This is a genomic window from Pseudarthrobacter sp. NIBRBAC000502771, assembly GCF_006517215.1.
Lineage (GTDB): Bacteria > Actinomycetota > Actinomycetes > Actinomycetales > Micrococcaceae > Arthrobacter > Arthrobacter niigatensis.
In genome coordinates this window covers 737,933-763,384 of sequence record NZ_CP041187.1, presented here as the reverse complement: position 1 = coordinate 763,384, position 25,452 = coordinate 737,933, and the positions used below count along the sequence as shown (strand labels likewise).

The window sequence follows — 25,452 nt, the reverse complement described above, 5'->3', positions numbered from 1 at the left end:
CCCAAAGCCGCAGGATGTCCGCCCGACTGCCTGGCTGCACCTAGGCGGCCAGACCGCCCTTTACCTTGCGGTGCGTCCTATGCCTGGCCGGCGCCAGGCGTGAATGGGCGCCCGCGAGGACCTCGCTGCCGTCCGGCACGGTGCTGTCCGAATCCAGGTGTGCGCCGTGCTCGATCAGGACGCTTGAGCCGATGCGCGAGTGGCTGCCAATGTGGACACGGTTGCCGATCACCGTGCCCCGGCCGATGCGCACGCCGTCGCCGATGACCGTCCTGTCACCGATGATCGCGCCGCGGTCGATCCAGCTGCCGTGTCCAATCCGGCAGCCTGAACCCACCTGCGCGCCGTGCTCCACATAGGTCATGGGGCCGATCCGGGTGCTCTCAGCCACGCTGGCCCCCGGAGCGATGAGGCCGCCGCCGTTGTCGTGGCGGCTGTACCGGGTGACCTTCCCGGCGTCGTCCTCTACTGACACAAACTTCGCGGTCATACCATCCCTCGTTACCACCGCGGCTATTTACCGCTCAGTAGGTTAACGGCCGGGAGCCCGCGAGGATTCCCAGCACGCGGGTCGCGACGGGCTACGCCACCAGGTTGGCGGCAGCCGTGTCCATGTGTTCAAGGATGGTCTTCCGGGCCAGGGTGGCATCGCCGGTGTCGATGGCGCCCACGATGTCCTTGTGGCGGTCCACGCTCATGTTGCTGACGCCCTTTTCCAGTCCGGCGAACATGATGGACATCCGGATGGAGCCCTCAAGGGATTCCCAGGAGTGGAGCAGTGTTTCGTTGCCTGTAAGCCGGCACAACGTCCGGTGGAACTCGAGGTCGGATTCGATCCGTTCCTCAAGGCTGCCGCTGGCCGCGGCATCCATGGCATCAATGGCCTTGTGCAGCGACTCGGTGACCTGCTGCCGGTCCGGCAGTTCGCAGAGGGTCCGGGCGGCCAGCGATTCCAGGGCGGCACGGACAGCATAAATGTCCCGGATTTCCTTTTCATCCAGGTGGCGGACGGACAGGCGTCCGCGGGGGCCGGCGGACAGCAGGCCTTCCTGTTCCAGCTGGCGGAGGGCTTCGCGGAGCGTGCCGCGGCTGATCTGCAGCATCTCGGACAGTTCCGTTTCCACCAGGTGCCGGCCCGGTTCCAGCTCGCCGCTGGTGATGGCGGTCCGCAGCGCCGAGAGCGCCTGCTCACGAAGGCTCTTCTTTTCCAGTCCCAGCAGGGGTGCGCCCAATCCGGCCATGGCTCTGTCCTCAATGTCTTAAGTCGACTGCTAACAGTCGGTAGTAATTCCGATGGTACGGCAGAAAGCACGGCACCGGCCTTGACCGGTGCCGTGCTTTCCCACATGTCTTGAAATCCGTCAGCCGAGTTCGGCGAGGACCTTGGCCACGATGCGGTCCACGGATAGCCCGTAGCGCTCGTGCAGGGTGGGCAGGGCGCCGGCGTCGAGGAACTGGTCCGGCAGCCCGATGGGCACCACGCGCTTGCCTGCTCCGGCGGTGACGACGGCGGAGGCAACAGTTTCGAAAAGCCCGCCCACCACGGAGTGGTTCTCCAGGGTGACGGCGAGCCGGTCCGTGTTGATTTCCTTGAGGACGGTTTCGGCGTCGAACGGCTTGATGGTGGGGGTGTGCACGACGGCGACGTCCACGTTGTGTGCCGCAAGGGCCTTGGCTGCCTGCAGGGCACGCATGGTCATCAGTCCGGAGGAGATGAAGACGACGTCGTTGCCGCCGCGCAGCACCTTGGCCTTGCCGAGTTCGAACGTGTAGCCGTACTCGTCCAGGACGGTGGGCACGTTGCCGCGCAGCAGCCGCAGGTAGGTCGGTCCCTCGGAGGCGGCGAGCTGCGGGACGGCCTGTTCGATGTCGATCGAGTCGCAGGGGTCAACGATGGTCAGGTTGGGCATGCCGCGGAAGATCGCCATGTCCTCGGTGGCCTGGTGGCTGGGGCCGTATCCGGTGGTCAGGCCCGGCAGGCCGCCCACAATGTTGACGTTAAGGTTCGGTTCGGCTGCGTCCAGGCAGAGGAAGTCGTAGGCGCGGCGGGCTGCGAACACCGAGTAGGTGGACGCGAACGGCACCAGCCCGGTCTCGGCGAGCCCGGCGGCGGCGCCGAAGAGCAGCTGCTCGGCCATGCCCATCTGGAAGAACCGCTCCGGGTAGGCCTGGGCGAAGATGTGCATGTCCGTGTATTTGCCCAGGTCCGCGGTCAATCCCACGATCTTGTCGTTTTCCTGTGCGGCCTTGACCAGGGCGTGCCCGAACGGTGCGTTGGAGGTCTTCTGGCCCGGGTCGGCGAACGACGCGATCATCGCCGAAGTCTTCAGTTTCGGCTTGGCCGCTGCTGCGGTGTCGGGGGCCTCGGTGGTGGTGCTCATGCTGAAGCCTTTCCTTCGTATCCGGCGGTGAGCTGCTCGCGGCAGGTCTGCCATTCGTTCTCTTCGATGCGCATGAAGTGCGCCTTTTCGCGGTTTTCGAGCAGCGGAACGCCGCGGCCCACCTTGGTGTCGCACAGGATCACGGAGGGGCGTCCGACGGCGGCGGCCTGGGCGGCTGCGTTGTCGAACGCTGCCAGCAGCGCGCCGACGTCGTTCCCGTCCACGCGCTGGGTGTACCAGCCGAAGGATTCCCACTTTTCGGTGACAGGCTCGGTGCGGAGCACGGTGTCGGTCTTGCCGTCGGCCTGCAGGGCGTTGATGTCCACCATGGCGGTGAGGTTGCCGAGCTGGTGGTGGTGCGCGCCCATGGCGGCCTCCCAGGTGGAGCCTTCGTCCAGTTCGCCGTCGGAGAGGAAGTTGAACACCCGGGCAGACGAGCCCTGATAGCGCAGGCCCAGGGCCATGCCGACGGCGATGGTCAGCCCGTGCCCCAGCGAACCGCCGGAGATTTCCATGCCGGGGGTGTAGGTGGACATCCCGGACATCGGCAGCCGCGAGTCGTCCGAGCCGTAGGTTTCCAGTTCCTCCACGGGGACGATCCCGGCTTCGGCCAGGGCCGCGTAGTGGCCGATGGCGTAGTGGCCGGTGGAGAGCAGGAACCGGTCGCGGGCTTCCCAGTGCGGGTCCCCGGCGCGGAAGTTCAACTGGTCCCCGTAGACGGTGGCGAGCATGTCCGCGGCACCGAGGGCCTGGCCAACGTACCCCTGGCCCTGGACCTCGCCCATGTTGAGGGCGTGGTGCCGGATGCGGTACGCGGCGGCGCTGATCTTCTCCAGCCGTTCGGGCGTCACTGCGGTCTGCAGTGTTTGACCCTGCGGGGCGGCGTCCTGGACGGTATCTGTAGGCATTGCTGGCTCCGTGGTCGTTTCGTGCGGGGTGGTCATTCAGGCGTTGACGGTGTTCGGGGTGCTTTTGGTGGCCTCGTCAGCCAGTTCGCGTTCCCGCCTGCCCCAGGTTTCCCGGGTAGCGACGGCGGCCCAAAGGCCGATCAGGGCGTACGCGCCGAAGAGCAGTGCCGGGCCCATCCAGCCGAAGCTGACGAACAGCAAGGTGGTGATGAACGGCGTGAAGCCGGAAACCATGGCCGAGATCTGGTACGCGAGGCTGGCACCGGAGGCGCGGGTCTTGGCCTGGAAGAGCTCCGGGAACCAGGCACCCTGGGCGCCGGCCAAGGAGTTCTGGCAGACCGCATAGGAGATCACGATGGTGAGGATGATGGCGATGAACAGGCCGGTGTTAACCAGCAGGAACATCGGGATCGCGAACAGTGCGGCAAAAGCGGTGGACCAGACATAAAGGGGGCGGCGGCCAATGCGGTCCGTCAGTGCGGCCCAGGCCTGGGTGGCGAAGATGCCGATGGCAGACGCGATGCAGAGGGCGACCAGGGTCTGGGTCTTGTCCGCCAGGTGCTGGCTGTTGAGGTAGGAAATCATGTAGGTGATGGATACTGCGTAGCCGGCAGTCTCGGCGATGCGCAGGCCGATGCCCTTGACGATGTTGCGCCAGTCAGTCTTGATGACCTCGACGATCGGTGCCTTCACGATGGTGCCGCTGTCCTTCACCTCATCGAAGACCGGGGATTCCGGGACCTTGGACCGGATGATGAGGCCTACGACGACCAGCACGATGCTGGCCAGGAACGGGATCCGCCATGCCAGCTCACCTCCGAGGCTGGTGCTCGCCAGGAAGGTCAGGTTGGCAAGCAGCAGGCCCACGGGGAAGCCGGCCTGGACGATTCCGGTGAACTTGCCCTTTGATTTCCAGGGGGCATGCTCGTAGCTCATCAGGATGGCGCCGCCCCATTCCGCGCCGAAGGCCAGGCCCTGGACGATGCGGACGAAGACCAGCAGTGCCGGGGCCAGCAGTCCCACCGCGGCGTAGGTGGGGAGCAGGCCAATCGCGAAGGTTGCCAGGCCCATCAGGATGAGGGAAGCGACCAGGACCGGCTTGCGGCCCACCTTGTCGCCGAGGTGGCCGCCGATGATGCCGCCCAGCGGGCGGGCGGCGAAGCCGACGCCCAGGGTGGCAAAGGAGGCGAGGGTCCCCGTTACGGGATCGCTGCCGGGGAAGAACGCGGTGCCGAAGTACAGTGCGGCAGCGGTGCCGAAGCCGATGAAGTCATACGTCTCGATGACGGCCCCCACGCCGGATCCGATGGCAACTCGCCGGGCGTCCTTGGTGCCGTGGACCGGCCCGCGCATGGTCAGAGCATCTTTGCTCATGGTGGTTCCCTTTCGAAAAGCGGCTGGAGGAAGTCCGCCGCTGTCGACTGTTAACAATTGATGGACACCAGTGTGACCCACATCATTATGACTGTCAACAGTCGACTTTCAGAGTTGACTGTTGACAGTTAACGAACGTATTGTGGTCCCCATCACTACCGCCCGGCACGAACCAAAGGATCAATGATGTTCCACTCCAGACTTGGGTGCTCATCCATCAGCTTCCGGCACCAGGACCTTGGCACGGCCTTGCGCACCATGAAGGAACTGGGCTTCGAAGAAATCGATCTGGGCGCCCTGCCCGGCGTTTGCGACCACGTGCCCTACGGGCTCAACGCGGCCGCGGTGGACACTGTCTCCGCCGAGGTCAACGCATCCGGCCTGCGGGTCCGCTCCGTGAACGGCGACGTCGGTGACCTCAACAAGGTGCTCGACGACGAGGGCCGGGCTGCGCGGGAGCGCCACCTCGACGCCCTGCTGACCCTGACGGCCAACATAGGGGCGAAGGCATTGGTCCTGCCGTGCGGCGCCCTGGACCATACCCCGGTCCGGAGCGTCGAAGAGGATCTGGACCTCGTGGCCGCCCAGCTCACCGGTGCCGGACAGCGGGCCGCGGAGTTCGGCGTCGAACTTTGGACCGAGTCCCTCCACTTCCTTCGGTTCTGTTGGAACCTGGAGCGCGCAGGACTCCTGGCCGACCGCCTCGCCGGTTCCGGCGTCGGAATCGTCATGGACTTCAGCCACATTGTGGCGTCCGGCGAAGATATCCAGGCCTACCTGGACCGGCACCAGGGCCGCATCAGCCACGTCCACCTGCGCGACGCCGTGCCGGGGAACATCAACCTCAGCATCGGCAACGGTGACGCCGACTTCGCCGGCGGCCTGAAACGCCTTGCCGCCGACGGCTACACCGGCCACTTCTCGCTTGAACTGGAAACCCGGGACGTCACCCATGACGAACGCCCGGCCGCCGCCGCCAAAGCGGCAAGCTTCATCACCGACCTCATCTGAGCCCCAAAATCAATTCAAGGAGCACCACCATGACCACCATCCAGCGCACCGCCGTCCTCACCGGAGCAACCTCGGACCGGGGCATCGGCATCACCACGGCCCGCCGCTACGCCCGTGACGGCTGGGGCATCGTCATCCTCGACCTCGACGGCGAGAAGTCCGCCAAGGTCGCAGCCGAAATCGGCAACGAGTTCAACGTCCCCGCCTTCGGCCACGAGATCGACGTCGCCAACGAAGCCTCCGTGATTGCCGCCCAGGCCGCGGTCGCCGCCGAAGTGGCAGCGGGCAACCTCGCGCCCGTCGGCGCCTTGGCCAATATCGCCGGCATCACCTCGCCCGTCCCGTTCCTGGAAACCACCCTGGAGCTGTGGCACAAGGTCATGGATGTCAACGCCACCGGCACCTACCTGGTGACCAAGGCCTTCCTGCCGGACATGATCGGCAACGGCTGGGGCCGGATCGTGAACATGTCCTCCGTGTCCGCCCAGCGCGGCGGCGGCGTCTTCGGCAAGGTCCCCTACTCCGCCGCAAAGGCAGCCATCCTGGGCTTCACCAAGGCGCTGGCCCGTGAGCTGGGCACCACCGGCGTCACCGTCAACGCCATCACCCCCGGCGCCGTGGACACCAACATCCGCGTGGGCAGCACCGAGGAGCAGGAAGCAGCCATCAACGCCGGCATCCCGCTGGGCCGCAACGCCACCACCGAGGAAGTGGCCGCCGTGATCGCCTTCCTCTCCTCCGAGGACTCGGCCTACCTCACCGGCACCACCATCGACATCAACGGCGGCAGCCACATCCACTAGCAGCCGGCCCCGGCGCCAGCCAGAAAGCTCCCTCCATGACAAAGATCTTCAATGACCCCTCCGACTTCGCCGAAGAAGCCCTCGCCGGGTTCTGTGACGTCCACTCGGACCTGGTCCGGCAGGTTCCCGGCGGTGCCGTCCGCCGCTTCCGGCCGGCAAAGCCCAAGGTTGCCGTCCTGGCCGGCGGTGGCTCCGGGCACTACCCGGCGTTCGCCGGGGTGATCGGCGCGGGCTTCGCGGATGGAGCGGTGGTGGGAAACATCTTCACCTCGCCCTCCGCCCAGCAGGCCTACTCGGTGGCCAAGGCCGCAGAGTCCGGCGCCGGTGTCGTCTTCACCTACGGCAACTACGCCGGCGACGTGATGAACTTCGGCATGGCCAGCGAGCGCCTGGCCGCCGAGGGCATCGCCGTGGAGAACGTCCTGGTGACTGACGACATCGCCAGCGCCCCGCCGTCGGAATCCGCCAAGCGCCGCGGCATCGCCGGTGACTTCACGGTCTTCAAGGTGATGGGCGCTGCCGCCGAGAATGGCGCGGACCTGGCCGAGGTGGTCCGCCTGGGCCGCAAGGCCAACGAACGCACCCGCACCATCGGCAGCGCGTTCGCCGGCTGCACCTTCCCGGGCGCAGACGCCCCGCTGTTCACGCTCCCGGCGGGGCAGATGGGCCTGGGCCTGGGCATCCACGGTGAACCCGGCCTGCACGACACCCACCTGCCTTCGGCCAAGGAACTGGGCCGCGAACTGGTGGCCCGCGTACTCTCCGAAACCCCGCCGGACGCCGCCAGCCGCATCGCCGTCATCCTTAATGGCCTCGGCTCCACCAAGCATGAGGAGCTCTTCGTCCTCTGGGGGACCGTGGCACCGCTGCTGCGTGCCGCCGGCTACACGCTGGTGATGCCCGAGGTGGGGGAGCTGGTCACCAGCCTTGACATGGCAGGCGTCTCGCTGACCGTCACCTGGCTTGATGAGGAACTGGAACCGCTGTGGGTTGCCCCTGCCGAGACTCCGGCCTACCGCCGGGGCAGCGCTGCCCGGGAGACCGGGGCGCGTGGGGTCGAGGAAACGTCCGACGGCGGATCGGCCGCTGCTGCGTTCGTTGCCACCGCATCCTCCCGCGGGTATGCCGCGGCCTGCGTAGCGGCCATCGACGCCGCCCGTTCGTCGCTGCACGACGCCGAAGAGCGGCTGGGCCGCATGGATGCGATTGCCGGTGACGGCGACCATGGCCGGGGCATGGTCCGCGGCGTGGACGCGGCCGCCGCAGCCGCGTCCGCCGCACTGGGCCACGGTGCCGGAGCCGGCGATGTGCTGGCTGCCGCCGGGGACGCCTGGGCGGACAAGGCAGGCGGCACCTCCGGTGTCCTGTGGGGCGCTGGACTGCGGGCTTTCGGTGAAACGGTGGGCAATGCCTCCGCACCCGCTCCCAGTGCCCTTGCGGCAGCAGTGACGGCGTTCGCGGACCGGATTGTCCAGCTGGGCAAAGCCGAAGCGGGGGACAAGACCATGGTGGACGCGCTGCTGCCGTTTGTTGCCAGGTTCAGCTGTGCGGTGGGCTACGGCGTGGAACCGGGCCGCGCCTGGGAGGACGCGGCACGCGAGGCGGCCATCGCCGCGGAAGCCACCGCGGACCTCCTGCCACTCAAGGGCCGGGCCCGGCCCCTTGCGGAAAAGAGCCTGGGCACGGCGGATCCCGGCGCCACGTCGCTGGCCATGGTCTTCGCCGTCATGGGGCCGCACTTCACCGGTGCCACCGGGTCCGAAGGCAGCACCGCCACCGTTGCGGCGACGGCCGCTGAGTCATGACAACGGAAGGAAACACCATGGGGCTGCGGCTCATTGTCGGCGCGGACGAAGCCGGCGTGGACTACAAGGACAAGGTCCTCGCGGACCTGCGGAACGATCCGCGCGTCAGCGAGGTCATCGACATCGGCGTCAACCGGAGCGACGCCCCGGCCGATTTCTCCAAGCCTTACCCGTACGTGGGCATAGCGGCCGGCGAGATGATCAGGGACGGTGCCGCTGACCGGGCCATCCTGTTCTGCGGTACCGGAATCGGCGTCGCCATCGCCGCCAACAAGGTGGACGGCATCCGCGCCACCGCCGCGCACGACTCGTTCTCGGTGGAGCGGTCCATCCTGTCCAACGACTGCCAGGTCCTCACCATGGGGCAGCGCGTGGTGGGCATCGAACTCGCCCGCCGCCTGGCAAAGGAATGGATCGGGTACACGTTCGATCCGTCGTCGGCCTCGGCGGGCAAGGTCAAGGTCCTCACCGACTTCGAGGGCTGCTAAGCCGGGTCCCGGCCCGCGGGGCGGCGGCTGTTCGGCAACACGGCTGCCCGCCCCGTTGCGCGGTGCTCCTACACTGGGGTGATGATCACAGTCACCGGAAGTGTGGAAACCAACCTGTCCGCGGAGAAGGCCTTTGCCTTCATGAGTGAGTTCGAAAACACCACTAAGTGGGATCCCAACACCCCCGTGATGGACAAAATCACCCCGGGGCCCGTTGCCGTAGGCCACAAATACCACGCTGAGTCCGAGTTCCGCGGAAAGCGCCAGACGCTGGTCTACGAGGTCATCGAGCTCACGGACAACCACATAAAACTGCGCGGCGAGAACAAGACCGTCACCTCGTTCGATTCCATCGATGTCAGGCCCAACGGGAGCGGCTCCGTGGTGACGTACACGGCCGAGTTCAGCATCCATGGGCCGGCCAAGATCATCCAGCCGCTGCTGAAGCCTGCCTTCAATTCGCTGCGTGATCCAGCGTTGAACGGGATCCGGGACACGCTTAATTCGCTGGCAGCGGCCTGACGCCTGCAAAGAATCCCCGGATCCCACTGCGCGGATCGTCCTCAACCCGGGCGCCGTCGTCCAGCATCATGGTGCGGCGCGCGTCCCCAAATTCCGGCCACTCCAGCCCTGCCGTGTCCGGCGATCCAGTGCGCGCAAAGGCTGCCCAGGCCCCGCTCATGGTGTTGCTGAGGGACTGCGGCGCCGCGCCCCGGGTAAGGAACGCAGCCTCCGGCCCGTCCAGGTGCCGGAAAACGAACGGGATGTCCAGGGCATGGCAGGCGCCCAGCTTTCCGCCCATGGCCGGGCTGCGCCAGGTGAACAGGTAGGCGAAGTTTCTCCCGGCCGCGCCGTTTGGCGCGGCCGGTTGGCGCGCTGCCAAAAGACGGTTGGTGGGCTGGCGGTAGACGGAATCGGCGATGGCGGCTTCAAGGATTTCCTTGCCCCCGGGCTCCCGGGACAGTACCCGGGCCAGTGCTTCGGTGTAGCCCGGTGCCTGGGCAGACGGAACCCCTGCGGCGGCGAGGACGGCGGCGGCGCGGTCAGGATACCCTGGGTCCTCCGGGGCAGCCGGGCGCATTTCGACGGCGAAGGAGCCTTCGTTGAGGTTGGTTCCGGCCAGCAGGTCCACCCCGCTGTTGAGCCCGCGGCGGATACCGTCCAGCGGCGGCTCCGGCAGTGAGGGTGTCCCCACGGTCGGCTGGAAGGGCAGCGGGACGGCGTAAGTCTCCGCCGCGATCCGCTTTTCCAGGGCGGCCTGGGCCTCAAGCAGCCGCCCCGCGGGGAGGGTCAGCAGTTCCTTCGCGGATGGTTTGTCCAGGCCGCACAGTTCCAGGAATTGCGCGCTGATGTGCGCGGATTCGTCCGGCCGCCGGTACCGTTCCGCGGTGCCGCTCTGCATGATGGCGCGGTGGAAGAGCCCTTCCGACGACGGCATGCCCAGCAGGGTCCCGATGGCCGCGGCGCCTGCCGACTCGCCAAAAACAGTGATGTTTTCCGGGTCGCCGCCGAATGCCCCGATATTCCGGCGTACCCAGCGCAAGGCTTCCAGCTGGTCCAGCAGGGCGGCGTTGGACGAGTCCTCGTACCCTGGGCCAAGCAGGTCCGCCAGATGCAGGAAGCCCAGGGCGCCCAGGCGGTAGTTGATGGACACGAGCACCACGCCCGCCGCGGCGGCCAGCCGGGCGCCGTCGTACATGGCGTCGCTATTGGCGCCCAGCAGAAACGCGCCGCCATGGATCCACACCATCACCGGCCTTGCCGGCCCGTCCTCCGGCGGGGCCCAGATGTTCAGGTTGAGGCAGCCGTCTTCGCTCCATTTCCGCGGCCTGCTGAGCGGCGGGGCGGGGTTCTCCAGGTTTTGGGGTGCTGCGGGGCCGGCGGCGGTGCAGTCCAGGACGCCTGCCCACGGGGCTGCCGGGACCGGAGGGCGGAAGCGGTTGGCCCCCGACGGCGGTGCAGCGTAGGGGATGCCAAGGAACCGGCGGATAGTGGTCCCTTCAGCTTCGAGGGAGCTGCCGAGGATGGACCCGGCGGGGGTGGAGAGACGCGTCATGGTTGACAGGTTACGGCGTCCGCACAGGTAGGCTGGCATCACCGTTCGGCAGTGGGCGGCCACGATGCTGTGGCTCTTCATAACTGTCCGGGAGGTAAGACGCGTGCCCCACGCCGACGTCTTTGGTGCCGAAAATTTTGCTGACGTTGCCCTGCATCTTCAGGAGTCGTTCCTCCATACCCCCGAGGTCGGCGCGATCCTGCAGGATCTCGCGGCCTATGCCGTGGGCCGCCTCGGCAGCACCGATCCCGGGTGTTCGTGCGAAATCACGGTACTGCGGCCCAAGAAACCCGTGACCACGGCCTGCAGCAACCCCGCCGCGAAGGTGATGAACCAGGTGGAGTTCAAGCACGGCGACGGTCCGGGTTTGACGGCCATGCGGACCAGCGCCATGGTCCTGGTGGCCGACCTGCGGCTGGAACAGCGGTGGCCGGACTATGTCCAAGCAGTGCAGGATCAGGGATTCCTTTCGGTGCTGAGCATCCCCGTGGAGCTAGAGGGGGACGCGCAGGGCGTGCTGACGTTCTACTGCTCGCATCCCGTCGACCCCCGCGACAACCGCGTGGATGTTGCGGAGACGTTTGTGCGGCGGGCCTCCAAGGGCCTGACGCTCTGCCTCCGCATGCTCAGGCTGGAGGAGACCAGGGACGGCATGACCGCCGCCATGCAGACCCGCACCGTGATCGACCTGGCTACGGGGGCCATCATGGCTCAAAACCGCTGCACCCAGGATGCTGCCTTCAAACTGCTTCGGGAAGCATCCAACACGCGCAACATGAAACTCCGCGATGTGGCGGCCATGGTGATCTCGTCAGTGGCCGGGGTGACGGACACCTTTACCTACTTCGACGAGTAGGGGCCCTTCCGCTCCGGATCCTGCGGCTCCGGTTGGAGGAGGAACAGGGCATAACTGCTGAGCGGGACGCGCAGTAGCAGGCCCCGGGCGGCACAGTGTTCGTTGACGGCCTGTGCCAGGGCGTCCCGCTCCTTCGGTGACAGGGTGCATTGGCCGGCGCAGTAGTCGCGGATGAGCTGTTCCGAGGCGTCGCCGCCCAAGCCGACGAACTCCAGCCACAGCTGTGCCAGATCCAGTCCGTGCTCCTTGATGACAGCATCGGTGAGGGCCTGCTGGTCAACGGCATCCATCGTCCCGTCCTAGCCTTGGTTATGGATTCCTGCAGCTGTGCTTCGGAACGGCGGCGTGGATGGATGGGAATGAACCGCAAATATTTCGCTGGGAGAGTGGCGCCACGCCCCTGCGCATGGACTCGCCCCGGCGCTCCCGTCGCCGCATCCAGCGCCGGGGGACCTTCGCCCCTAGGCGGCGAACCGGCCCCGGAAGTCAACTTGAGTGTCTGGAGCACGCGAGTACAACAGGAGGCAAGGACCATGGGCGCATGTGATGTCTGCGGCAGCAGCGAGGGCCGCATGTTCACCGTCAGTATGGGAAACCAGACCGGCACGTTCGACAGCTTCGAATGTGCCATCCACATGATGGCTCCGGCATGCGAGCATTGCGGCTGCCGGATCCTGGGCCATCCCGTTGAAAGCCAGGCAGGCATCTACTGCTGCCTCCATTGCGCGAAGGAAGCGGGCAACCCGCACCAGGCCGCGCATGCTGAGCATACGACGGTGGCCGTGCCGGCGGAAGGCACGTCGGGAGGGCAGCGCTAGCGTTGCCCTGAAGAAGCGACAGGAAAAGGGAGACCGTGGCGGACAGCGGAAGTTTCAGGATTGTGGTGGGCGTTGACGGGTCGGACCAGTCCAGGGCAGCGATGGACTGGGCAATTGAGGAGTCCAGGCTGCGCACGGGAGAGGTACAGGCCGTGACCGCCTGGAGCTTTCCCTATGTCAGCGATGCCCTCGGCACAGCATGGGACTATGACATCTTCCAGAAGGACGCCCAGGCCATCCTCGAAGAAGAACTTGAACGCGTCAAGAACCAGGGCGTGACGGTCACGGGGCGCATCGTGGAGGGCAATCCCGCGTCGGCGCTCATCGAGGCCTCCCGGGATGCTGACCTGGTGGCGGTAGGTTCACGCGGCCACGGCGGCTTCACGGGGATGCTGCTGGGTTCAGTGTCGCACCAGACCATCCATCATGCGCACTGCCCCGTGCTGGTAATCCGGGAGCCTGACGCGGGATAACCACCTTGGTACCTTCGCCTTTCAGTGAATGGAAACGCCGTTCTGTGGGTCCCGCGCTGCCGCAAGGCTTGCAGCATGGACATGATTCGGGTGGAGCCCCGCTGCCGCGTGCTGATCGACAACGACTGGGCGGGAGACCCGGACGGGCTGGTGGCCCTGGCCCACCACGCCATGTCGCCCGCCAACGCGATCGTCGGCGTCACAAGTTCCCTGACCAACCCGATGTTTGGGCCGCCGGCGGGCATGGCGCAGAAGGGCGCGAACCTGGCCGGGGAACTGTTGCGCGTCCTCAAGAGCCCGGAGCCGGCAGTGGCCCACCCGGGATCCGACAGCCCCTTCACCGGACAACCCCGGGACAACCCGGCTGCCCGGGCGATCGCTGCCACCGCAGCAGCCGGCGGAGTGCTGCCCCTGGTCCTTGTCTGCGCCGGCCCGCTCACCAACGTGGCCGATGCGCTCCTGCTGGATCCCGCCGTCGCCTCCTCCCTCACCTTGGCCTGGGTTGGCGGGGCCGCGGCGAATGGGGAGGAATACAACTACTTCACGGACCCGGCCGCCGCAGACTTCGTGCTCGGGAACCAGGAGCTGTCCGTGTGGCAGTTCCCGGCTGAGACGTACCGGCAGGTTGTTGCCCCGGTGGCCGAACTTGACCATGCCTTCAGGAACTCGGGCGCGGCAGGCGCCTGGCTGTGGGAGCTCTTCAACAGCCTGCACGTGCCGGACTTCGTGAAATTCGGGCCGCTGTGGTGCCTGGGTGACAGCGCACCCCTGGTGGTTACCGGCCTCGACGATGCCACGTCCACCTTCACGGAAACACGCAACCATCCCTCGCGGCGGACCTACACCTCCGTGGACACGCGGCTGATCATGGCGGATTTCCTCGCAAAGCTGCGGCTGCAGCAGTAGCAGGCTAAAACGATGGCCCGGACCGCCACAGGCAGTCCGGGCCATCCGCTGGTGTCAGGCGGGCTGCGGTGCCCCCGCCGGTGCCTGCTGCCGGGCGAAGTTGCCCAGCCAGCGCGCGCTCTCCTTGGGAGTCCGTTCCTGGGTGGAACGGTCGACGGCGATCAGGCCGAACTTGGGCCCGTAGCCGAAGATCCACTCGAAGTTATCGAACGCGGTCCAGGCGATGTACCCGCGGACGTCGATGCCGTCCGCAAGGCAGGAAGCAACGCCGTCGACGGCCGTCTGCAGGTACGCCACCCGCTGCGTGTCATCCTCCGTGGCCAACCCGTTCTCGGTGACCATCACCGGGATGCCGGCAACGCGCCAGGCCTCGCGGATGGTGGCCTCCAGCGCTTGGGGATAGATTTCCTCGCCCATTTGGTTGACGGCCACGCCTTCCGGAGCCGGAGCGTGGCCGTCCGGGCCGTACACGGTGCGGCCGTAAGTCTGGATGCCCACGAAGTCGTCGCCGCGGGAGGCTTCCAGGAACCGCTCGTTGACGTCCCGGCGCACCTGGGCCGCGATTTCTTCGCCGCCGGGGACCGACTGGATGTCCGAGTTGGCCAAGGTCCAGCCCACGCGCAGATCCGGGCGGTGTGCCTTGATTGCTTCGGTGGCCGCCTTGTGCGCCGCGAGTTTAACGTTGAAGCCGGCCTCCGTGGAGCAGAACTGGAACGGGGCAACCGTGCTGGCGTCCACGCCCAGGCGCTGTGCGGCAGCCGCCCACATGGGGACCTTGCCGCGGTTCTCCGGCGCTTCCCCGCCGATGCCGAATGACTCCAGCAGCCAAGGGAGGTTGGGCTCGTTCAGGGTGCAGGCGACGCCGATCAGGTCACCCAGGTGCGCCATGACCCGGCCGCAATAGCGGGCGAACAGCTCCGGCGTGCGTTCGCCCTCCCAGCCGCCCGAACGGAGCAGCCACAGCGGTGACGCGAAATGGTGGAACGTGACCACGGGCGTCAGCCCGTGCTCCCGGCAGGCCTCGAGCACCCGCTTGTAGTGGTCCAGCGCAGCCACCGAGAAATGCCCTTCCTCCGGTTCGATCCGGGCCCATTCCACGGAGAACCGGTAGCTGGTAAAACCGAGGAAGGCGATCAGGGCAATATCCTCCCGGTACCGGTGGTAGTGGTCCACGGCATCCCCGGACGGCTCCGCGAAAATGGTGCCCGGAAGGTGTTCCAGGAACCAGACATCGCTGTTGACGTTGTTGCCTTCCACCTGGTGGCCTGCGGTGGCCACGCCCCAAAGGAAGTCCTGCGGAAACGGGTTGGTCATTGGGGTTCCTCTCATCATGGACGCACGCCGGCGTCCCAGGCCTCACTGCCTGCCTCCATCCTGTCCAACCGCGTGACCGCCGCCACAATACTTTTTCAATCAATGACATTCTCATGTTTGGTCCAGCAGGCCCCAACGGATTCTTGAAGGGAGCCGGACAGCCCCGGCCCCTCGAATTTCCTCCGTTTGTCACCGTCATAGAAGAATGCGAAGGCGCACCAGATGAAACTTATGACCTCCACCGCACGCGGCAGCGCTGCCGTCCTGACGGGTGCCCTGCTGATCGGCTCCCTGGCCGCCTGTGGCGGCGGATCCAGCCAGGCCTCCGCCAAAGCCGACACCGGCAGCATCACGCTGGCCATCGACAGCGACTCGGCCTCCTTCGGCTACGACCCGCTGCGCGTCTCCGCAGCGCAGCGCCAGTTCTTCGAAGGCCTCTACGACAGCCTCATGACCCTGCAGCCGGACGGTTCCACGGGGCCGGGCCTGGCCAAGGAGTTCAGCTACAACGCGGACAACACGGTCCTGACGCTGACACTCAAGGACGACGTCACGTTCACGGACGGTTCCAAGCTGGACGCCGCACTGGTCAAGGCCAACCTCGACCGCCGCTCCGATCCCGCACTGAGCGCGTACTCGGCCGTCGCCAAGGGTGGTGCGCAGGAAATCACCTCCGTGGATGTGGTGAGTCCCACCCAGGTATCCCTGACGTTCGCCAAGCCGCAGCCGGGATTTGAAAAGAACCTGGCCTCCACCACCGGCATGATCGTGGGCAAGAACGGTGTCACAGACACCGCCAGCCTGTCGGCAACCCCGGACGGTTCCGGCCCGTACACCCTGGACCCCTCCACCGTGAAGGGCAACAAGTACGTGATGGTGAAGAACGACAAGAGCGCCGACGCGTCCAAGTACGCCTACAAGAAGGTGGTCTTCAGCGTGGTCCAGGACCCGCAGGCCCGGGCCAACGCCCTCGTGTCCGGCCAGGCGGACGTGGCCATGCTGACCTCGAACACGGTTGACTTCGCCAAGTCGAAGGGCGTCGGGGTCACCCAGATCGGCGGCACCGTCAACACCATGATCTCCTTCGACAAGATCGGCAAGACCGCCCCGGCGTTCGCCCAGGAGAAGGTCCGGCAGGCCATCCAGTACGCCATCAACCGCCAGGCCCTGGTGGACGCCCTGCACAAGGGCGATGTCCCGGCCTGGAACGCCCTCCCCAAGGATTCAGCGGGCTTCACCAAGGACCTTGAAACCGAATTCGCGTACAACCCGGACAAGGCCAAGAGCCTGCTGGCCGAGGCCGGCTACCCCAACGGCTTCGAGTTCACCATCATCGCCAGCGCCCAGACCCAAACGGACCTGCAGGCCGTCCAGAAGGACCTCGCCGCCGTCGGCATCACCATGAACGTGAAGATGGCCGCGTCAACGGATGAAGCCTTCGCCGCCGTCGCCACCACACCCCTGGGCTACGCGCCGCTGAACTGGGACAACCCCGTCGGCGTGATGTACGGCGTGGTCCTCAACGGCTTCACCAACGTCCAGAAGGCCACCGATGACCAGCTCAGCGCCGCCACCGGCGAACTGGCCGCCGCCAAGGACGACGCCGCCGCCAAGGCAGCCGCCACGAAGCTGAACACCCGCCTGATGGAGTCCGGCTGGATGATCCCGCTGTACGAGGCGCTCACCAACCAGGGCTACAACACCAAGAAGGTGGCTCCGGTGAAGTTCGCCGGCACCAACGCCTACCCGCTCCTTTCGTCCTACACCCCGGCCAGCTAACACCCGCACGTCCTGCCGGGTGCTCTCCGCCACGGGAGCACCCGGCAGGACGGCCTGACCGATGGAGGTCACCATGGCACTATTCATCACCAAGCGCCTGCTGATGGCGCTGGCCACCGTGCTGGTGGTTGCGGTGCTGGCATTCCTGCTGGTGCACGCGATGCCGGGCAGCCCTGGGGCCGTGTCCCTCGGCGCCGGAGCCTCCCAGGAGGCCATCGACGAGGTCAACCAGCGGCTGGGCTGGAACGACCCGCTCCCCGCGCAGTTCTTCACCTGGCTCGGTTCCGCGGTCCAGGGCGACCTGGGCATCTCGCTCATCGATGGCCGCTCCGTCAGCGCGGACCTGGCGAGCCGGTTGCCTGTCACCGCCTCCCTTGCCGCCGGTGCCACCATCCTCAGTGCCGTCCTGGGCATCGCCCTTGGCGTCACCGCGGCCGTCCGCGGGGGAGTGCTGGACCAAGCCATCGGCGGCTTCGTCGGCCTCCTGGTGGCACTGCCCGCGTTCTGGGTGGGTGTCCTCTTCGTCTACCTTTTTGCCGTCCAGTCCTCCATCTTTCCCGCCACCGGCTACGTCCCGTTCGAGGTCTCCCCGCAGGACTGGGCGCTGTCCCTGGCGCTGCCGGTGATCACCCTGGCAGTGGGCGGTGCGGCCTTCATCGCCCGGCAGACCAGGGCCTCCATGCTCGAGGCCCTGCAGCAGGAACACATCCGCACGCTGCGCGCCACGGCCACCCCCACCTGGAAAATCCTCTACGTCCACGCCCTGCGCTACGCCAGCCTGCCCATCGTGGCCGGCATCGCCCTGCAGTTCATCGGCCTGTTCGGCGGCTCCGTCATCGCTGAGCAGCTGTTCGCCATGCCCGGCCTGGGCCAGGCCGTCCAGACCTCGGTCAGCACCCATGACGCCCCCGCCGTGCAGGGCGTGGTGGTCATCGCCACCGTGGTGGTGGTCGCCGTCAACCTGGTGCTGGAGTTGGCCACCAAGTTCCTCGACCCGAAGTTGCGTGCCTCATGATCCCTTCAATGGCTCCGGTCCCCGCAGACCAGCTGGAAACCCCGACGCCGGCAGCGGCTCCCGTGCGCAATGCCGGCAAGGCCGCCATCGCCAAATTTTCCCGGCACCGGCTGTTCGCCTCGCCCGGCGCCGTGGCCGGGCTCGTCTGGCTCGTGGCGATGGTCGCCGCGTCACTGACCGCGCCGCTGTGGCTGCCGTACAAAACCGAGGACCAGGACTTCACTGCCGTCCTCTCCGGCCCCACCGGCGCGCACTGGCTGGGAACGGATGAACTGGGCCGTGACATCCTCAGCCGCATCTTCGCCGCGGCGGCAGGCACCCTGGGGACGTCCATGCTCACGGTGATTGTCGGCGTCGGGCTCGGCACCATCCTGGCCATGCTTGCTGCCGGCGCCGGTGAACGGACCGAAGGCGTGATCAGCCGGGTCACCGAGGTCATGATGTCCCTGCCGGGCACGGTGATTATCCTGGCCGTGATCGGCGCGGTGGGAACCAACATCCCCGTGGTCATGGCCATCCTGGGCATCCTGATGTCCGCCGGTATCTACCGGGTGATCCTGGGCCAGGCCAAGTCGCTGCAGTCCCAGCTCTATGTGGACGCGGCCAAGGTGGACGGCGCCAGCCCGCTGCGCATCAGCCTCCGCCACGTCCTGCCCGGGCTGGCCAACACCATCGTGGTCCAGGCGGCACTCATCTTCGCCGTCGGCATGCTCATCCAGGCCGGCCTGGCTTTCATCGGCTTCGGGCCGCCCATCCCGCAGCCCAGCTGGGGTGGCATGATCCAGGGCGCCTCCCAGCACGTCTACGACGCCCCGTGGATGATGGTCCCCACCGGTGCCGTCCTGGCGCTCACGGTCCTGTCGGCCAATGCCATCGGCAACGCCCTGGGCAAGGCCCCCAACGCCGCCGCACCGCACCTGCCCTCCGCCGCGGCACGCAGGCAGCGCGGAAAGGCCGTCGCCGCAATCGCCGCCGCCCCCGTCCCTGCCGCGAAGGACGGCGCCCTTGTTCGGGAAACGGCCAAGGGGACGCTCAGTGTCCGCAACCTCTCCGTCGGCGTCGACAATGGCGTCCGGCTCGTCACCGACGTCTCCTTCGACGTCGAACAGGGCACGGTCCTGGGCCTGGTGGGGGAGTCCGGCTGCGGCAAGACGATGACCGCGCTGTCCCTGCTCGGGTTGCTGCCCTCCGGCGTTTCCGTCACCGGCGGACAAATCCTCTGGAACGGCAGGAACCTTGCCGCGACCACGGACAAGGACATGGAATCCGTCCGCGGCCGCGAGATCGCCCTGATCAGCCAGGAACCCATGCGCGCCCTGGACCCGATGTTCACGGTGGGCTACCAGCTCACCGCCACCATCCGCCGGCTCCGCGGAATGGGCAACGCCGAGGCCCGCAAGGAAGCGCTCAGCCTGCTGGAGAAAGTGGGCATCGTTGATGCTGCCCGGATCCTGAAGACCTATCCGCACCAGATCAGCGGCGGCATGGCGCAGCGCGTGGCGATCGCCCTTGCCCTCTCCGGACAGCCCCGGCTGCTGGTGGCGGACGAACCCACCACTGCCCTGGACGTCACGGTCCAGGCCGAAATCCTTTCCCTGCTCCGTGCACTGGTGAAGGACACCGGCATGTCTGTGGTCATGGTCACCCACGACCTCGGCGTGGTGGCGGACATCTGCGACCAGGTGGCCGTGATGTATGCCGGGCAGGTGGTGGAAAACGGCAGGACAGCAGCCATCCTGGACAGCCCCCGGCACCCCTACACGCTGGCCCTGCTGGCCGCGGACCCGCACGCCAACCATGCAAACGACATGCCGGAACGCCTTGCCACGATTCAAGGGCAGGTACCCCAGCCCAAGGACTGGCCCACCGGCTGCCGGTTCGCCGCCCGCTGCCAGTTCGCCGGCTCCGCCTGCCTCGAACCCGTCCCCCTGCTGCCCTCCGGCGCAGCAGAGGGCCTGGTGCGGTGCGTCAAAGCGGAGCAGCTCGCCGTCGAAGGCATGGACTGGCTGGCCACGGACGTCCCGGCCTCCCGCCTGCTCGAGGTCACCTCCAAACAGACGCTACTCACCGAAAAGGACATGGCATGAGCACCGCAGTCACGGAGCGCCCAGGGCCAACGCCGGCCACCACCGTCCCCATGCTCGAAGTGAAGGACCTGGTGGTGCGCTACGGCCGCGGCCGCCGGGCAGCCACAGCACCTGCCGCCGTCGACCGCGTCAGCTTCAGTATCGCCCCCGGTGAAACGGTGGGCCTGGTGGGGGAATCCGGCTCCGGCAAGTCCACCATCGGCAAGGCAATCCTTGGCCTGCAGAAAGTTTCCGGCGGCACCATCAACTACCAGGGCCGGGACATCACCTCCGCCACCGCGGCCCAGCGCCGGGACCTGGGCGGGGAACTGCGGGCCGTCTTCCAGGACCCCAACTCCTCCCTGAACCCCCGGAACACCATCGGCACCTCCCTGGCCGAACCCCTGCGCCTGCGCGGCATCGCCGCTGCGGAGGCCCGGGTAAAGGCCGGGGACATGCTGGAACGTGTGGGCCTGCCCCGGGAGGCCGTGGACCGGTACCCCAGCCAGTTCTCCGGCGGCCAACGCCAGCGCATCTCCGTGGCCCGCGCCCTGATCTGCGATCCCCAGCTGGTGGTCTGCGACGAAGCCGTCAGTGCCCTTGACCTTTCCACCCAGGCGCAGGTACTCAACCTGCTGGCCGACCTCCGCGACGAGCGGGGCCTCAGCTACCTGTTCATCGCGCATGACATCGCCGTGGTGCAATTCCTGGCCCAGCGCGTGGTGGTGCTGTACCGCGGCCAGGTGATGGAAAGCGGTCCTGCCGCCGCCGTCACCGGGAACCCCAGGCACCCGTTCACGCAGGCGCTGGTGGCGGCCTCCCCCGTGCCGCGGCCGGCGGAGCAGGCGGCGCGTCGCGAAGGCCGCGAATCACTGGGCGTCCGTACCGGGGCCGCTGCGGTGCCCGCACCCGGCGGCTGCCCCTTCCGGCTCCGCTGCCCGCTGGCCACCGACCTGTGCGCCGCCGAACGGCCGGCGCTGCGCCGGGTGGGAACGGCCGACGTCGCCTGCCACTACGCCTGAACCTCCAGTCAGCGAAGGGGACGCCACCCCATCGCTGCAACGACAGCCTTCAACACAGAAGTGGAGCCCTGATGACAGAGCAACGACAGCGGCCGGCTGGATCCACCGACAGGATCGTCATGCTGGGAGTCAACGGCGGTCCCGTTGTGGGTCCTGACGAAGCCAAACCCGCCTTGGCGCTGGTGGTCAATGACGCGGTGTATCTGGTGGACTGCGGGCTTGATACGTCCCGACAGCTCGTCAGGGCGGGACTGGGATTCGCCGGCATTCGCAACGTGTTCATCACGCACCACCACCTGGACCACACTTCCGGGCTGCCGGGACTCCTGCTGCACGGGTGGACAGCACGCCCGCCCCTGCCGCCGGTGGATATCTGGGGTCCACCAGGAACCAAGCAAAAAGCAACAAATCTTCTCGCCGGCTTTGAGGACGAGATTGCCCTTTTCGAGTCCGGCGGCGGTTTCGGTGCCTTCATGGCACCTGATGGCCATGACATCGAGGTGCCCCCGGACAGGGCAGTCGTCCCCGTCATGGAAGACGCCAACGTCCGTGTAGATGCCACCAGGGTGTTCCATGGCCCGGAAGTGGCGAACGCCTATGCCTACCGGTTTACGGTCAAGGGCACCGGCAAGGTGGTGGTGTTTTCCGGTGACACGGCCGCCCATGACGCTAATCTTGCCGCCATCGCCAAGGGGTGTGATGTGCTCGTCCACGAAACGCAGGACAACAGCGCCATTGAGCGTATCGCAGCCGAACTTCCCTTCCCGCGTGGAGAGGAGCTGAAGAAGCATCTGTTCGAGGCACACTCCAGCGTCCTCGACCTGCCTGCCGTAGCCCTTGCTGCGCAAGCCAAGAAGCTGGTCTTCAGCCACTACACGCCTGTTGCGCAACCGCCGTCCACCTGGCTTGCGCTGGCGGTTCCCGCGGCCGAAGCCGTGGGCTACGAGGGGGAAATTTTCGCCCCGAATGCACTGGACGTTATACCCCTTTAGCCCACCGCCCTGCTGTCACTGCCTGCACGCCTGTAACCCGCTATACAGAACGGACCCCTCATTCCATGACTTCCACTCCTTGGCTCGCTGCCATGATTTCGCCCGGGCAGGACTTCGACGGTGCCCCGCGCCTCCGCAAGGAATTCCGGCTTGAGGAGGGCCACGGCGGCGTGGTCAAGGCGATGCTGCGGGCCACCGCCTTCGGCATCTACGAGGCCTGCATCAACGGCACGCAAGTGGGGGACGACGTCCTGAGCCCGGGTTGGAGCGCCTATGAGTGGCGGCTCCGGTACCGCAGCTATGACGTCACAACCCTGGTGACGCCCACCAGCGTGCTGGGCGTGGAACTGGGCAACGGCTGGTACCGCGGCCGGCTGGCCTGGCACGGCATGGCCAACCTCTACGGCAGTGAGCTGGGATTCTTCGGCCAGTTGGACATCGAGTTCGCGGACGGCCACGTGCAGTCGATCGCCTCCGATGCCTCCTGGCAGGCAGGCCCGTCCGCCACCACGTCTAACGACCTCTACGACGGCCAGACCATCGACGCCCGCCGCCTTCACAAGGGGTGGGCGGAGCCCGGCTATGTGCCGGGCGCTGACTGGACCGGCGTACGGGAGCTGGCGTTCGACGCCGACCGGCTTGCTGAGCCGGTCGGCCCGCCCGTGGTTCGGGCCGGCGTCGTGCGTCCCGTGGAAATCTTCACGTCTCCCTCCGGCCGTACCCTGGTGGACTTCGGCCAGAACCTGGTGGGCTGGCTCCGGTTTACCGTGCAGGGCGAGGCCGGGCAGGCCATCACCGTGCGGCACGCCGAGGTCCTCGAAGCCGGAGAGCTGGGCGTCCGGCCCCTGCGGTCAGCCAAGGCCACGGACACTTTCATCCTCTCCGGCGGCCTGGACTCCTTCGAGCCCACCAAGACCTTCCATGGCTTCCGCTACGCCGAGATCGCCGGCTGGCCGGGAACACTGACCGCGGATGACGTTGAGGCCGTGGTGGTCCACTCCGACCTGGAACGCACCGGCACCTTCGAATGCTCCAACGAGCTGGTGAACCAGCTGCACCGCAACATCGTCTGGGGCCTGCGCGGCAACTTCCTGGACCTGCCCACTGACTGCCCGCAGCGCGACGAACGGCTGGGCTGGACTGGCGACATCGCCGTGTTCGCCCCCACTGCGGCGTATCTGTACGACGTCAAGGGCTTCCTGCAGGACTGGCTCCTGGACCTTGCCGCCGAGCAGAAGGCCGCGAACGGTCTGGTGCCCATCACCGTGCCCGATGCCCTGAAATACTGCCCGCAGCCGCCCGAATTCCCGGCTCCGGAATCGTCCGCCCTGTGGAGTGAAGCCTCCGTGTGGGTGCCATGGGCACTCTGGGAGGCCTACGGGGACCTCAGCGTGCTGCGGAACCAGTACGAGTCGATGGCCTCGCACACCCGCCGGGTGGAGGGGCTGCTCTCGCCCACGGGCCTGTGGGACTCCGGCTTCCAGTTCGGCGACTGGCTGGACCCGGACGCCGCGCCGGACCAGCCATGGGCGGCCAAGGCGGACACCGGCGTGGTGGCCACCGCCTGCATGTACCGCACCGCGCGCCTCACCGCGCGAACGGCCGGACTCCTGGGAAAGCACGACGACGAGGCACACTTCGAGGCGCTCGCCGCCCGGGTGCGGAACGCCTTCGCCGAGCACTACGTGGCGGCCAGCGGCACCATCCGCAGCGACTGCACCACCGTGTACGCGCTGGCCATTGCCTTCGATGTGCTGGAGACGCCGGAACTCCGCGGGTTCGCAGGCAACCGCCTGGCGGAACTGGTGCGGGACAATAACTACCGGGTGTCCACCGGGTTCGCGGGAACGCCGTTCATCACCCACGCGCTCACCGACACCGGCCATGTGGACGAGGCCTACCGCCTGTTGCTGGAGCAGGGCTGCCCGTCCTGGTTGTACCCGGTGACCATGGGTGCCACCACCGTCTGGGAACGCTGGGATTCCATGCTCCCGGACGGCACCATCAACCTCGGCGAAATGACCAGCTTCAACCACTACGCCCTGGGTGCGGTGGCGGACTGGATGCACAAGGCCATTGGGGGCATCCGGCCGGCCGAACCCGGCTACGCGCGCGTACTGATTCAGCCGCAGCCGGGGGAGGGGATCAGCTGGGCCAGGACGTCCCTGAAGACCCCGCACGGTGAGGTCCGGGTGGAATGGACGCTCGACGGCGGTGCGTTCCGTCTGGAGGCAACCGTCCCTGCCGGGGTGGCGGCCGACGTCGTGCTTCCGGACGGCGAGCGGCACACGGTTGAGGGCGGCGAGTACCACTTTGCCTGCGCACCGGCACCTGTGCTCGATTACCAGGCGAGCCGCTGATGGGCCACCAAGCGGTCCAGCACCTGCGCCTCGACGGGATCCGGATGCGGGACCCGTTCATCCTGGAGGCCGCTCCCGGTGAGTTCGTCTTGTTCGGAACCAGCGATGAGAACGTGTGGGGCGGCCCCGCCACCGGCTTTGACTGCTACACCAGCCGCGACCTGGAGCACTGGGAAGGCCCCATCGCGGCGTTCCGGCCGCCGGCCGGCTTCTGGGCGGACACCCAGTTCTGGGCGCCGGAGGTGTATGCCCTGGACGGACGGTTCTTCATGCTCGCCACCTTGGCGACATCCTCCGGTGCACGTCCGCGCGGTGTTGCGGTGCTCGCCTCTGACAACCCCACCGGCCCCTACCAGCCGTGGAGCGACGGGCCGGTCACCCCGCCAACCCAGCCGTGCCTGGACGGAACCCTGCATGTCGACGACGGCGGCGCCCGCTGGCTGGTTTACAGCCGCGGCACCGAGGGGACGCCGGCTGGACCGGGAATCCGGGACGGGGAACTGTACGCGGTCCACCTCTCAGCGGACCTGCGCTGCACCGTTGGAGAGCCGGTCCTCTTGTTCGCGGCGTCCTCGGCCAACTGGACCCGTCCCCTTCGTTTCCCGGAGGGCGTGGAACCACCAAAGGGGCTCAACCTTGCCACGGACCCGTTGTTCACCGATGGCCCGTTCCTCATCGGCGGGGCCGGGGGCACCCTGCTGATGCTGTGGTCCAGCCACGGCGAGGACGGGTATGCCATGGGCCTCGCCGAATCGGTCAGCGGAACCGTCACAGGGCCCTGGATCCAACGTCCTGAACCCCTGTGGTCCAGCGACGGCGGCCACGGCATGGTCCTTCGCGCGTCCGGCGGCCGTGACTACCTGGCCTTTCACTGGCCGAACAGCACGCCCGACGAACGTGTGCGACTGACCGAAGTGGACGTCAGCGGGGCGGGTATCCGGATCCTGTGACGCGGGCCTGCGGTGCCGGATGCAACACGGGCGCTGATCTGCAACGATGTGCCACAGGACAAAACCAGGAGGACT

The 25,452-nt window shown here is 67.3% G+C and carries 24 protein-coding genes; 16 read left to right on the top strand and 8 right to left on the bottom strand.

All coding sequences use genetic code 11. The features are described 5' to 3' along the window. Positions 1-40: 40 nt before the first annotated feature. From NIBR502771_RS03625 to NIBR502771_RS03605, 5 genes are all read right to left on the bottom strand, one after another. Entirely contained in the window at positions 41-490 is a 450-nt protein-coding gene (locus tag NIBR502771_RS03625; RefSeq protein WP_141158522.1) for a transferase, read from the bottom strand. A 91-nt stretch (positions 491-581) separates the two neighbouring features. After that, the gene (locus NIBR502771_RS03620) at positions 582-1,241 is read right to left on the bottom strand and encodes a GntR family transcriptional regulator (RefSeq protein WP_141158521.1); all 660 of its coding nucleotides are present in this window, start codon (positions 1,239-1,241) and stop codon (positions 582-584) included. Positions 1,242-1,361: 120 nt separating this feature from the next. Further along, the gene (locus NIBR502771_RS03615) at positions 1,362-2,381 is read right to left on the bottom strand and encodes a transketolase family protein (RefSeq protein WP_141158520.1); all 1,020 of its coding nucleotides are present in this window, start codon (positions 2,379-2,381) and stop codon (positions 1,362-1,364) included. After that, positions 2,378-3,289: a transketolase gene (locus NIBR502771_RS03610; protein ID WP_141158519.1), complete on the bottom strand. Its 912-nt coding sequence runs from the start codon at positions 3,287-3,289 to the stop codon at positions 2,378-2,380. Before NIBR502771_RS03610 ends, NIBR502771_RS03615 begins: the two co-directional genes overlap by 4 nt. A 36-nt stretch (positions 3,290-3,325) precedes the next feature. After that, a complete protein-coding gene (locus NIBR502771_RS03605; protein WP_141158518.1) occupies positions 3,326-4,663 on the bottom strand; it encodes an MFS transporter in 1,338 nt (445 codons plus the stop codon). A gap of 186 nt (positions 4,664-4,849) precedes the next feature. Between NIBR502771_RS03605 and NIBR502771_RS03600 the strand changes: the two genes are divergently transcribed. The 5 genes from NIBR502771_RS03600 to NIBR502771_RS03580 all read left to right on the top strand — a co-directional run bounded on the left by NIBR502771_RS03600 (position 4,850) and on the right by NIBR502771_RS03580 (position 9,292). Beyond that, the gene (locus NIBR502771_RS03600; RefSeq protein WP_141158517.1) at positions 4,850-5,674 is read left to right on the top strand and encodes a sugar phosphate isomerase/epimerase; all 825 of its coding nucleotides are present in this window, start codon (positions 4,850-4,852) and stop codon (positions 5,672-5,674) included. A gap of 29 nt (positions 5,675-5,703) precedes the next feature. Then, positions 5,704-6,477 (top strand): SDR family NAD(P)-dependent oxidoreductase, encoded by a 774-nt coding sequence (locus tag NIBR502771_RS03595; RefSeq protein ID WP_141158516.1) that lies wholly within the window; start codon positions 5,704-5,706, stop codon positions 6,475-6,477. A 35-nt stretch (positions 6,478-6,512) separates the two neighbouring features. Next, the gene (locus NIBR502771_RS03590; protein ID WP_141158515.1) at positions 6,513-8,282 is read left to right on the top strand and encodes a dihydroxyacetone kinase family protein; all 1,770 of its coding nucleotides are present in this window, start codon (positions 6,513-6,515) and stop codon (positions 8,280-8,282) included. After that, entirely contained in the window at positions 8,279-8,770 is a 492-nt protein-coding gene (locus NIBR502771_RS03585) for an RpiB/LacA/LacB family sugar-phosphate isomerase (protein ID WP_305775681.1), read from the top strand. The genes NIBR502771_RS03590 and NIBR502771_RS03585 overlap by 4 nt, the downstream gene beginning before the upstream one ends. 81 nt (positions 8,771-8,851) lie before the next feature. After that, a complete protein-coding gene (locus tag NIBR502771_RS03580) occupies positions 8,852-9,292 on the top strand; it encodes an SRPBCC family protein (protein WP_141158513.1) in 441 nt (146 codons plus the stop codon). Here the strand turns inward: NIBR502771_RS03580 and NIBR502771_RS03575 are convergent. Next, positions 9,270-10,826, bottom strand: coding sequence for a carboxylesterase/lipase family protein (locus NIBR502771_RS03575; protein ID WP_141158512.1), 1,557 nt, complete (start codon positions 10,824-10,826; stop codon positions 9,270-9,272). The genes NIBR502771_RS03580 and NIBR502771_RS03575 overlap by 23 nt on opposite strands. Positions 10,827-10,929: 103 nt before the next feature. On the opposite strand from NIBR502771_RS03575, the gene NIBR502771_RS03570 reads away from it, so the two are divergent. Next, on the top strand, positions 10,930-11,682 hold the full coding sequence (locus NIBR502771_RS03570; protein ID WP_246839801.1) for an ANTAR domain-containing response regulator: 753 nt from the start codon (positions 10,930-10,932) through the stop codon (positions 11,680-11,682). Here NIBR502771_RS03570 and NIBR502771_RS03565 read toward each other — a convergent pair. After that, on the bottom strand, positions 11,667-11,972 hold the full coding sequence (locus NIBR502771_RS03565; RefSeq protein WP_141158510.1) for a hypothetical protein: 306 nt from the start codon (positions 11,970-11,972) through the stop codon (positions 11,667-11,669). The genes NIBR502771_RS03570 and NIBR502771_RS03565 overlap by 16 nt on opposite strands. 243 nt (positions 11,973-12,215) lie before the next feature. Between NIBR502771_RS03565 and NIBR502771_RS03560 the strand changes: the two genes are divergently transcribed. From NIBR502771_RS03560 to NIBR502771_RS03550, 3 genes are all read left to right on the top strand, one after another. Then, complete coding sequence (locus NIBR502771_RS03560) at positions 12,216-12,500, top strand: hypothetical protein (protein WP_141158509.1); 285 nt, start codon at positions 12,216-12,218, stop codon at positions 12,498-12,500. A 35-nt stretch (positions 12,501-12,535) separates the two neighbouring features. Continuing rightward, complete coding sequence (locus NIBR502771_RS03555) at positions 12,536-12,973, top strand: universal stress protein (RefSeq protein ID WP_141158508.1); 438 nt, start codon at positions 12,536-12,538, stop codon at positions 12,971-12,973. A 75-nt stretch (positions 12,974-13,048) separates the two neighbouring features. Next, positions 13,049-13,879, top strand: coding sequence for a nucleoside hydrolase (locus tag NIBR502771_RS03550; RefSeq protein WP_141158507.1), 831 nt, complete (start codon positions 13,049-13,051; stop codon positions 13,877-13,879). 54 nt (positions 13,880-13,933) lie between these two features. Here NIBR502771_RS03550 and NIBR502771_RS03545 read toward each other — a convergent pair whose 3' ends face one another. Beyond that, entirely contained in the window at positions 13,934-15,193 is a 1,260-nt protein-coding gene (locus NIBR502771_RS03545) for a glycoside hydrolase family 1 protein (RefSeq protein ID WP_141158506.1), read from the bottom strand. 222 nt (positions 15,194-15,415) lie between these two features. Between NIBR502771_RS03545 and NIBR502771_RS03540 the strand changes: the two genes are divergently transcribed. The 7 genes from NIBR502771_RS03540 to NIBR502771_RS03510 all read left to right on the top strand — a co-directional run bounded on the left by NIBR502771_RS03540 (position 15,416) and on the right by NIBR502771_RS03510 (position 25,377). After that, positions 15,416-16,972, top strand: coding sequence for an ABC transporter substrate-binding protein (locus NIBR502771_RS03540; RefSeq protein ID WP_141158505.1), 1,557 nt, complete (start codon positions 15,416-15,418; stop codon positions 16,970-16,972). A 61-nt stretch (positions 16,973-17,033) separates the two neighbouring features. Beyond that, positions 17,034-17,987 (top strand): ABC transporter permease, encoded by a 954-nt coding sequence (locus tag NIBR502771_RS03535; protein ID WP_141158504.1) that lies wholly within the window; start codon positions 17,034-17,036, stop codon positions 17,985-17,987. Beyond that, on the top strand, positions 17,984-20,074 hold the full coding sequence (locus NIBR502771_RS03530; protein WP_141158503.1) for a dipeptide/oligopeptide/nickel ABC transporter permease/ATP-binding protein: 2,091 nt from the start codon (positions 17,984-17,986) through the stop codon (positions 20,072-20,074). Before NIBR502771_RS03535 ends, NIBR502771_RS03530 begins: the two co-directional genes overlap by 4 nt. Then, positions 20,071-21,075, top strand: a complete 1,005-nt coding sequence (locus NIBR502771_RS03525) for an ABC transporter ATP-binding protein (protein ID WP_141158502.1) — start codon at positions 20,071-20,073, stop codon at positions 21,073-21,075. Before NIBR502771_RS03530 ends, NIBR502771_RS03525 begins: the two co-directional genes overlap by 4 nt. 71 nt (positions 21,076-21,146) lie before the next feature. Next, positions 21,147-22,067: an MBL fold metallo-hydrolase gene (locus NIBR502771_RS03520; RefSeq protein ID WP_141158501.1), complete on the top strand. Its 921-nt coding sequence runs from the start codon at positions 21,147-21,149 to the stop codon at positions 22,065-22,067. A 65-nt stretch (positions 22,068-22,132) separates the two neighbouring features. After that, positions 22,133-24,427, top strand: coding sequence for a family 78 glycoside hydrolase catalytic domain (locus tag NIBR502771_RS03515; RefSeq protein ID WP_141158500.1), 2,295 nt, complete (start codon positions 22,133-22,135; stop codon positions 24,425-24,427). Beyond that, a complete protein-coding gene (locus NIBR502771_RS03510; RefSeq protein ID WP_246839799.1) occupies positions 24,427-25,377 on the top strand; it encodes a glycoside hydrolase family 43 protein in 951 nt (316 codons plus the stop codon). Before NIBR502771_RS03515 ends, NIBR502771_RS03510 begins: the two co-directional genes overlap by 1 nt. The last annotated feature ends 75 nt before the right edge of the window (positions 25,378-25,452 follow it).

Excerpts from the sequence above, each read along its gene's own strand:
- NIBR502771_RS03625 (WP_141158522.1), bottom strand. The coding sequence starts at position 490 with ATGACCGCGAAGTTTGTGTCAGTAGAGGACGACGCCGGGAAGGTCACC.
- NIBR502771_RS03620 (WP_141158521.1), bottom strand. The coding sequence starts at position 1,241 with ATGGCCGGATTGGGCGCACCCCTGCTGGGACTGGAAAAGAAGAGCCTT.
- NIBR502771_RS03615 (WP_141158520.1), bottom strand. The coding sequence starts at position 2,381 with ATGAGCACCACCACCGAGGCCCCCGACACCGCAGCAGCGGCCAAGCCG.
- NIBR502771_RS03610 (WP_141158519.1), bottom strand. The coding sequence starts at position 3,289 with ATGCCTACAGATACCGTCCAGGACGCCGCCCCGCAGGGTCAAACACTG.
- NIBR502771_RS03605 (WP_141158518.1), bottom strand. The coding sequence starts at position 4,663 with ATGAGCAAAGATGCTCTGACCATGCGCGGGCCGGTCCACGGCACCAAG.
- NIBR502771_RS03600 (WP_141158517.1), top strand. The coding sequence starts at position 4,850 with ATGTTCCACTCCAGACTTGGGTGCTCATCCATCAGCTTCCGGCACCAG.
- NIBR502771_RS03595 (WP_141158516.1), top strand. The coding sequence starts at position 5,704 with ATGACCACCATCCAGCGCACCGCCGTCCTCACCGGAGCAACCTCGGAC.
- NIBR502771_RS03590 (WP_141158515.1), top strand. The coding sequence starts at position 6,513 with ATGACAAAGATCTTCAATGACCCCTCCGACTTCGCCGAAGAAGCCCTC.
- NIBR502771_RS03585 (WP_305775681.1), top strand. The coding sequence starts at position 8,279 with ATGACAACGGAAGGAAACACCATGGGGCTGCGGCTCATTGTCGGCGCG.
- NIBR502771_RS03580 (WP_141158513.1), top strand. The coding sequence starts at position 8,852 with ATGATCACAGTCACCGGAAGTGTGGAAACCAACCTGTCCGCGGAGAAG.
- NIBR502771_RS03575 (WP_141158512.1), bottom strand. The coding sequence starts at position 10,826 with ATGACGCGTCTCTCCACCCCCGCCGGGTCCATCCTCGGCAGCTCCCTC.
- NIBR502771_RS03565 (WP_141158510.1), bottom strand. The coding sequence starts at position 11,972 with ATGGATGCCGTTGACCAGCAGGCCCTCACCGATGCTGTCATCAAGGAG.
- NIBR502771_RS03560 (WP_141158509.1), top strand. The coding sequence starts at position 12,216 with ATGGGCGCATGTGATGTCTGCGGCAGCAGCGAGGGCCGCATGTTCACC.
- NIBR502771_RS03550 (WP_141158507.1), top strand. The coding sequence starts at position 13,049 with ATGGACATGATTCGGGTGGAGCCCCGCTGCCGCGTGCTGATCGACAAC.
- NIBR502771_RS03545 (WP_141158506.1), bottom strand. The coding sequence starts at position 15,193 with ATGACCAACCCGTTTCCGCAGGACTTCCTTTGGGGCGTGGCCACCGCA.
- NIBR502771_RS03540 (WP_141158505.1), top strand. The coding sequence starts at position 15,416 with ATGAAACTTATGACCTCCACCGCACGCGGCAGCGCTGCCGTCCTGACG.
- NIBR502771_RS03535 (WP_141158504.1), top strand. The coding sequence starts at position 17,034 with ATGGAGGTCACCATGGCACTATTCATCACCAAGCGCCTGCTGATGGCG.
- NIBR502771_RS03530 (WP_141158503.1), top strand. The coding sequence starts at position 17,984 with ATGATCCCTTCAATGGCTCCGGTCCCCGCAGACCAGCTGGAAACCCCG.
- NIBR502771_RS03525 (WP_141158502.1), top strand. The coding sequence starts at position 20,071 with ATGAGCACCGCAGTCACGGAGCGCCCAGGGCCAACGCCGGCCACCACC.
- NIBR502771_RS03520 (WP_141158501.1), top strand. The coding sequence starts at position 21,147 with ATGACAGAGCAACGACAGCGGCCGGCTGGATCCACCGACAGGATCGTC.
- NIBR502771_RS03515 (WP_141158500.1), top strand. The coding sequence starts at position 22,133 with ATGACTTCCACTCCTTGGCTCGCTGCCATGATTTCGCCCGGGCAGGAC.
- NIBR502771_RS03510 (WP_246839799.1), top strand. The coding sequence starts at position 24,427 with ATGGGCCACCAAGCGGTCCAGCACCTGCGCCTCGACGGGATCCGGATG.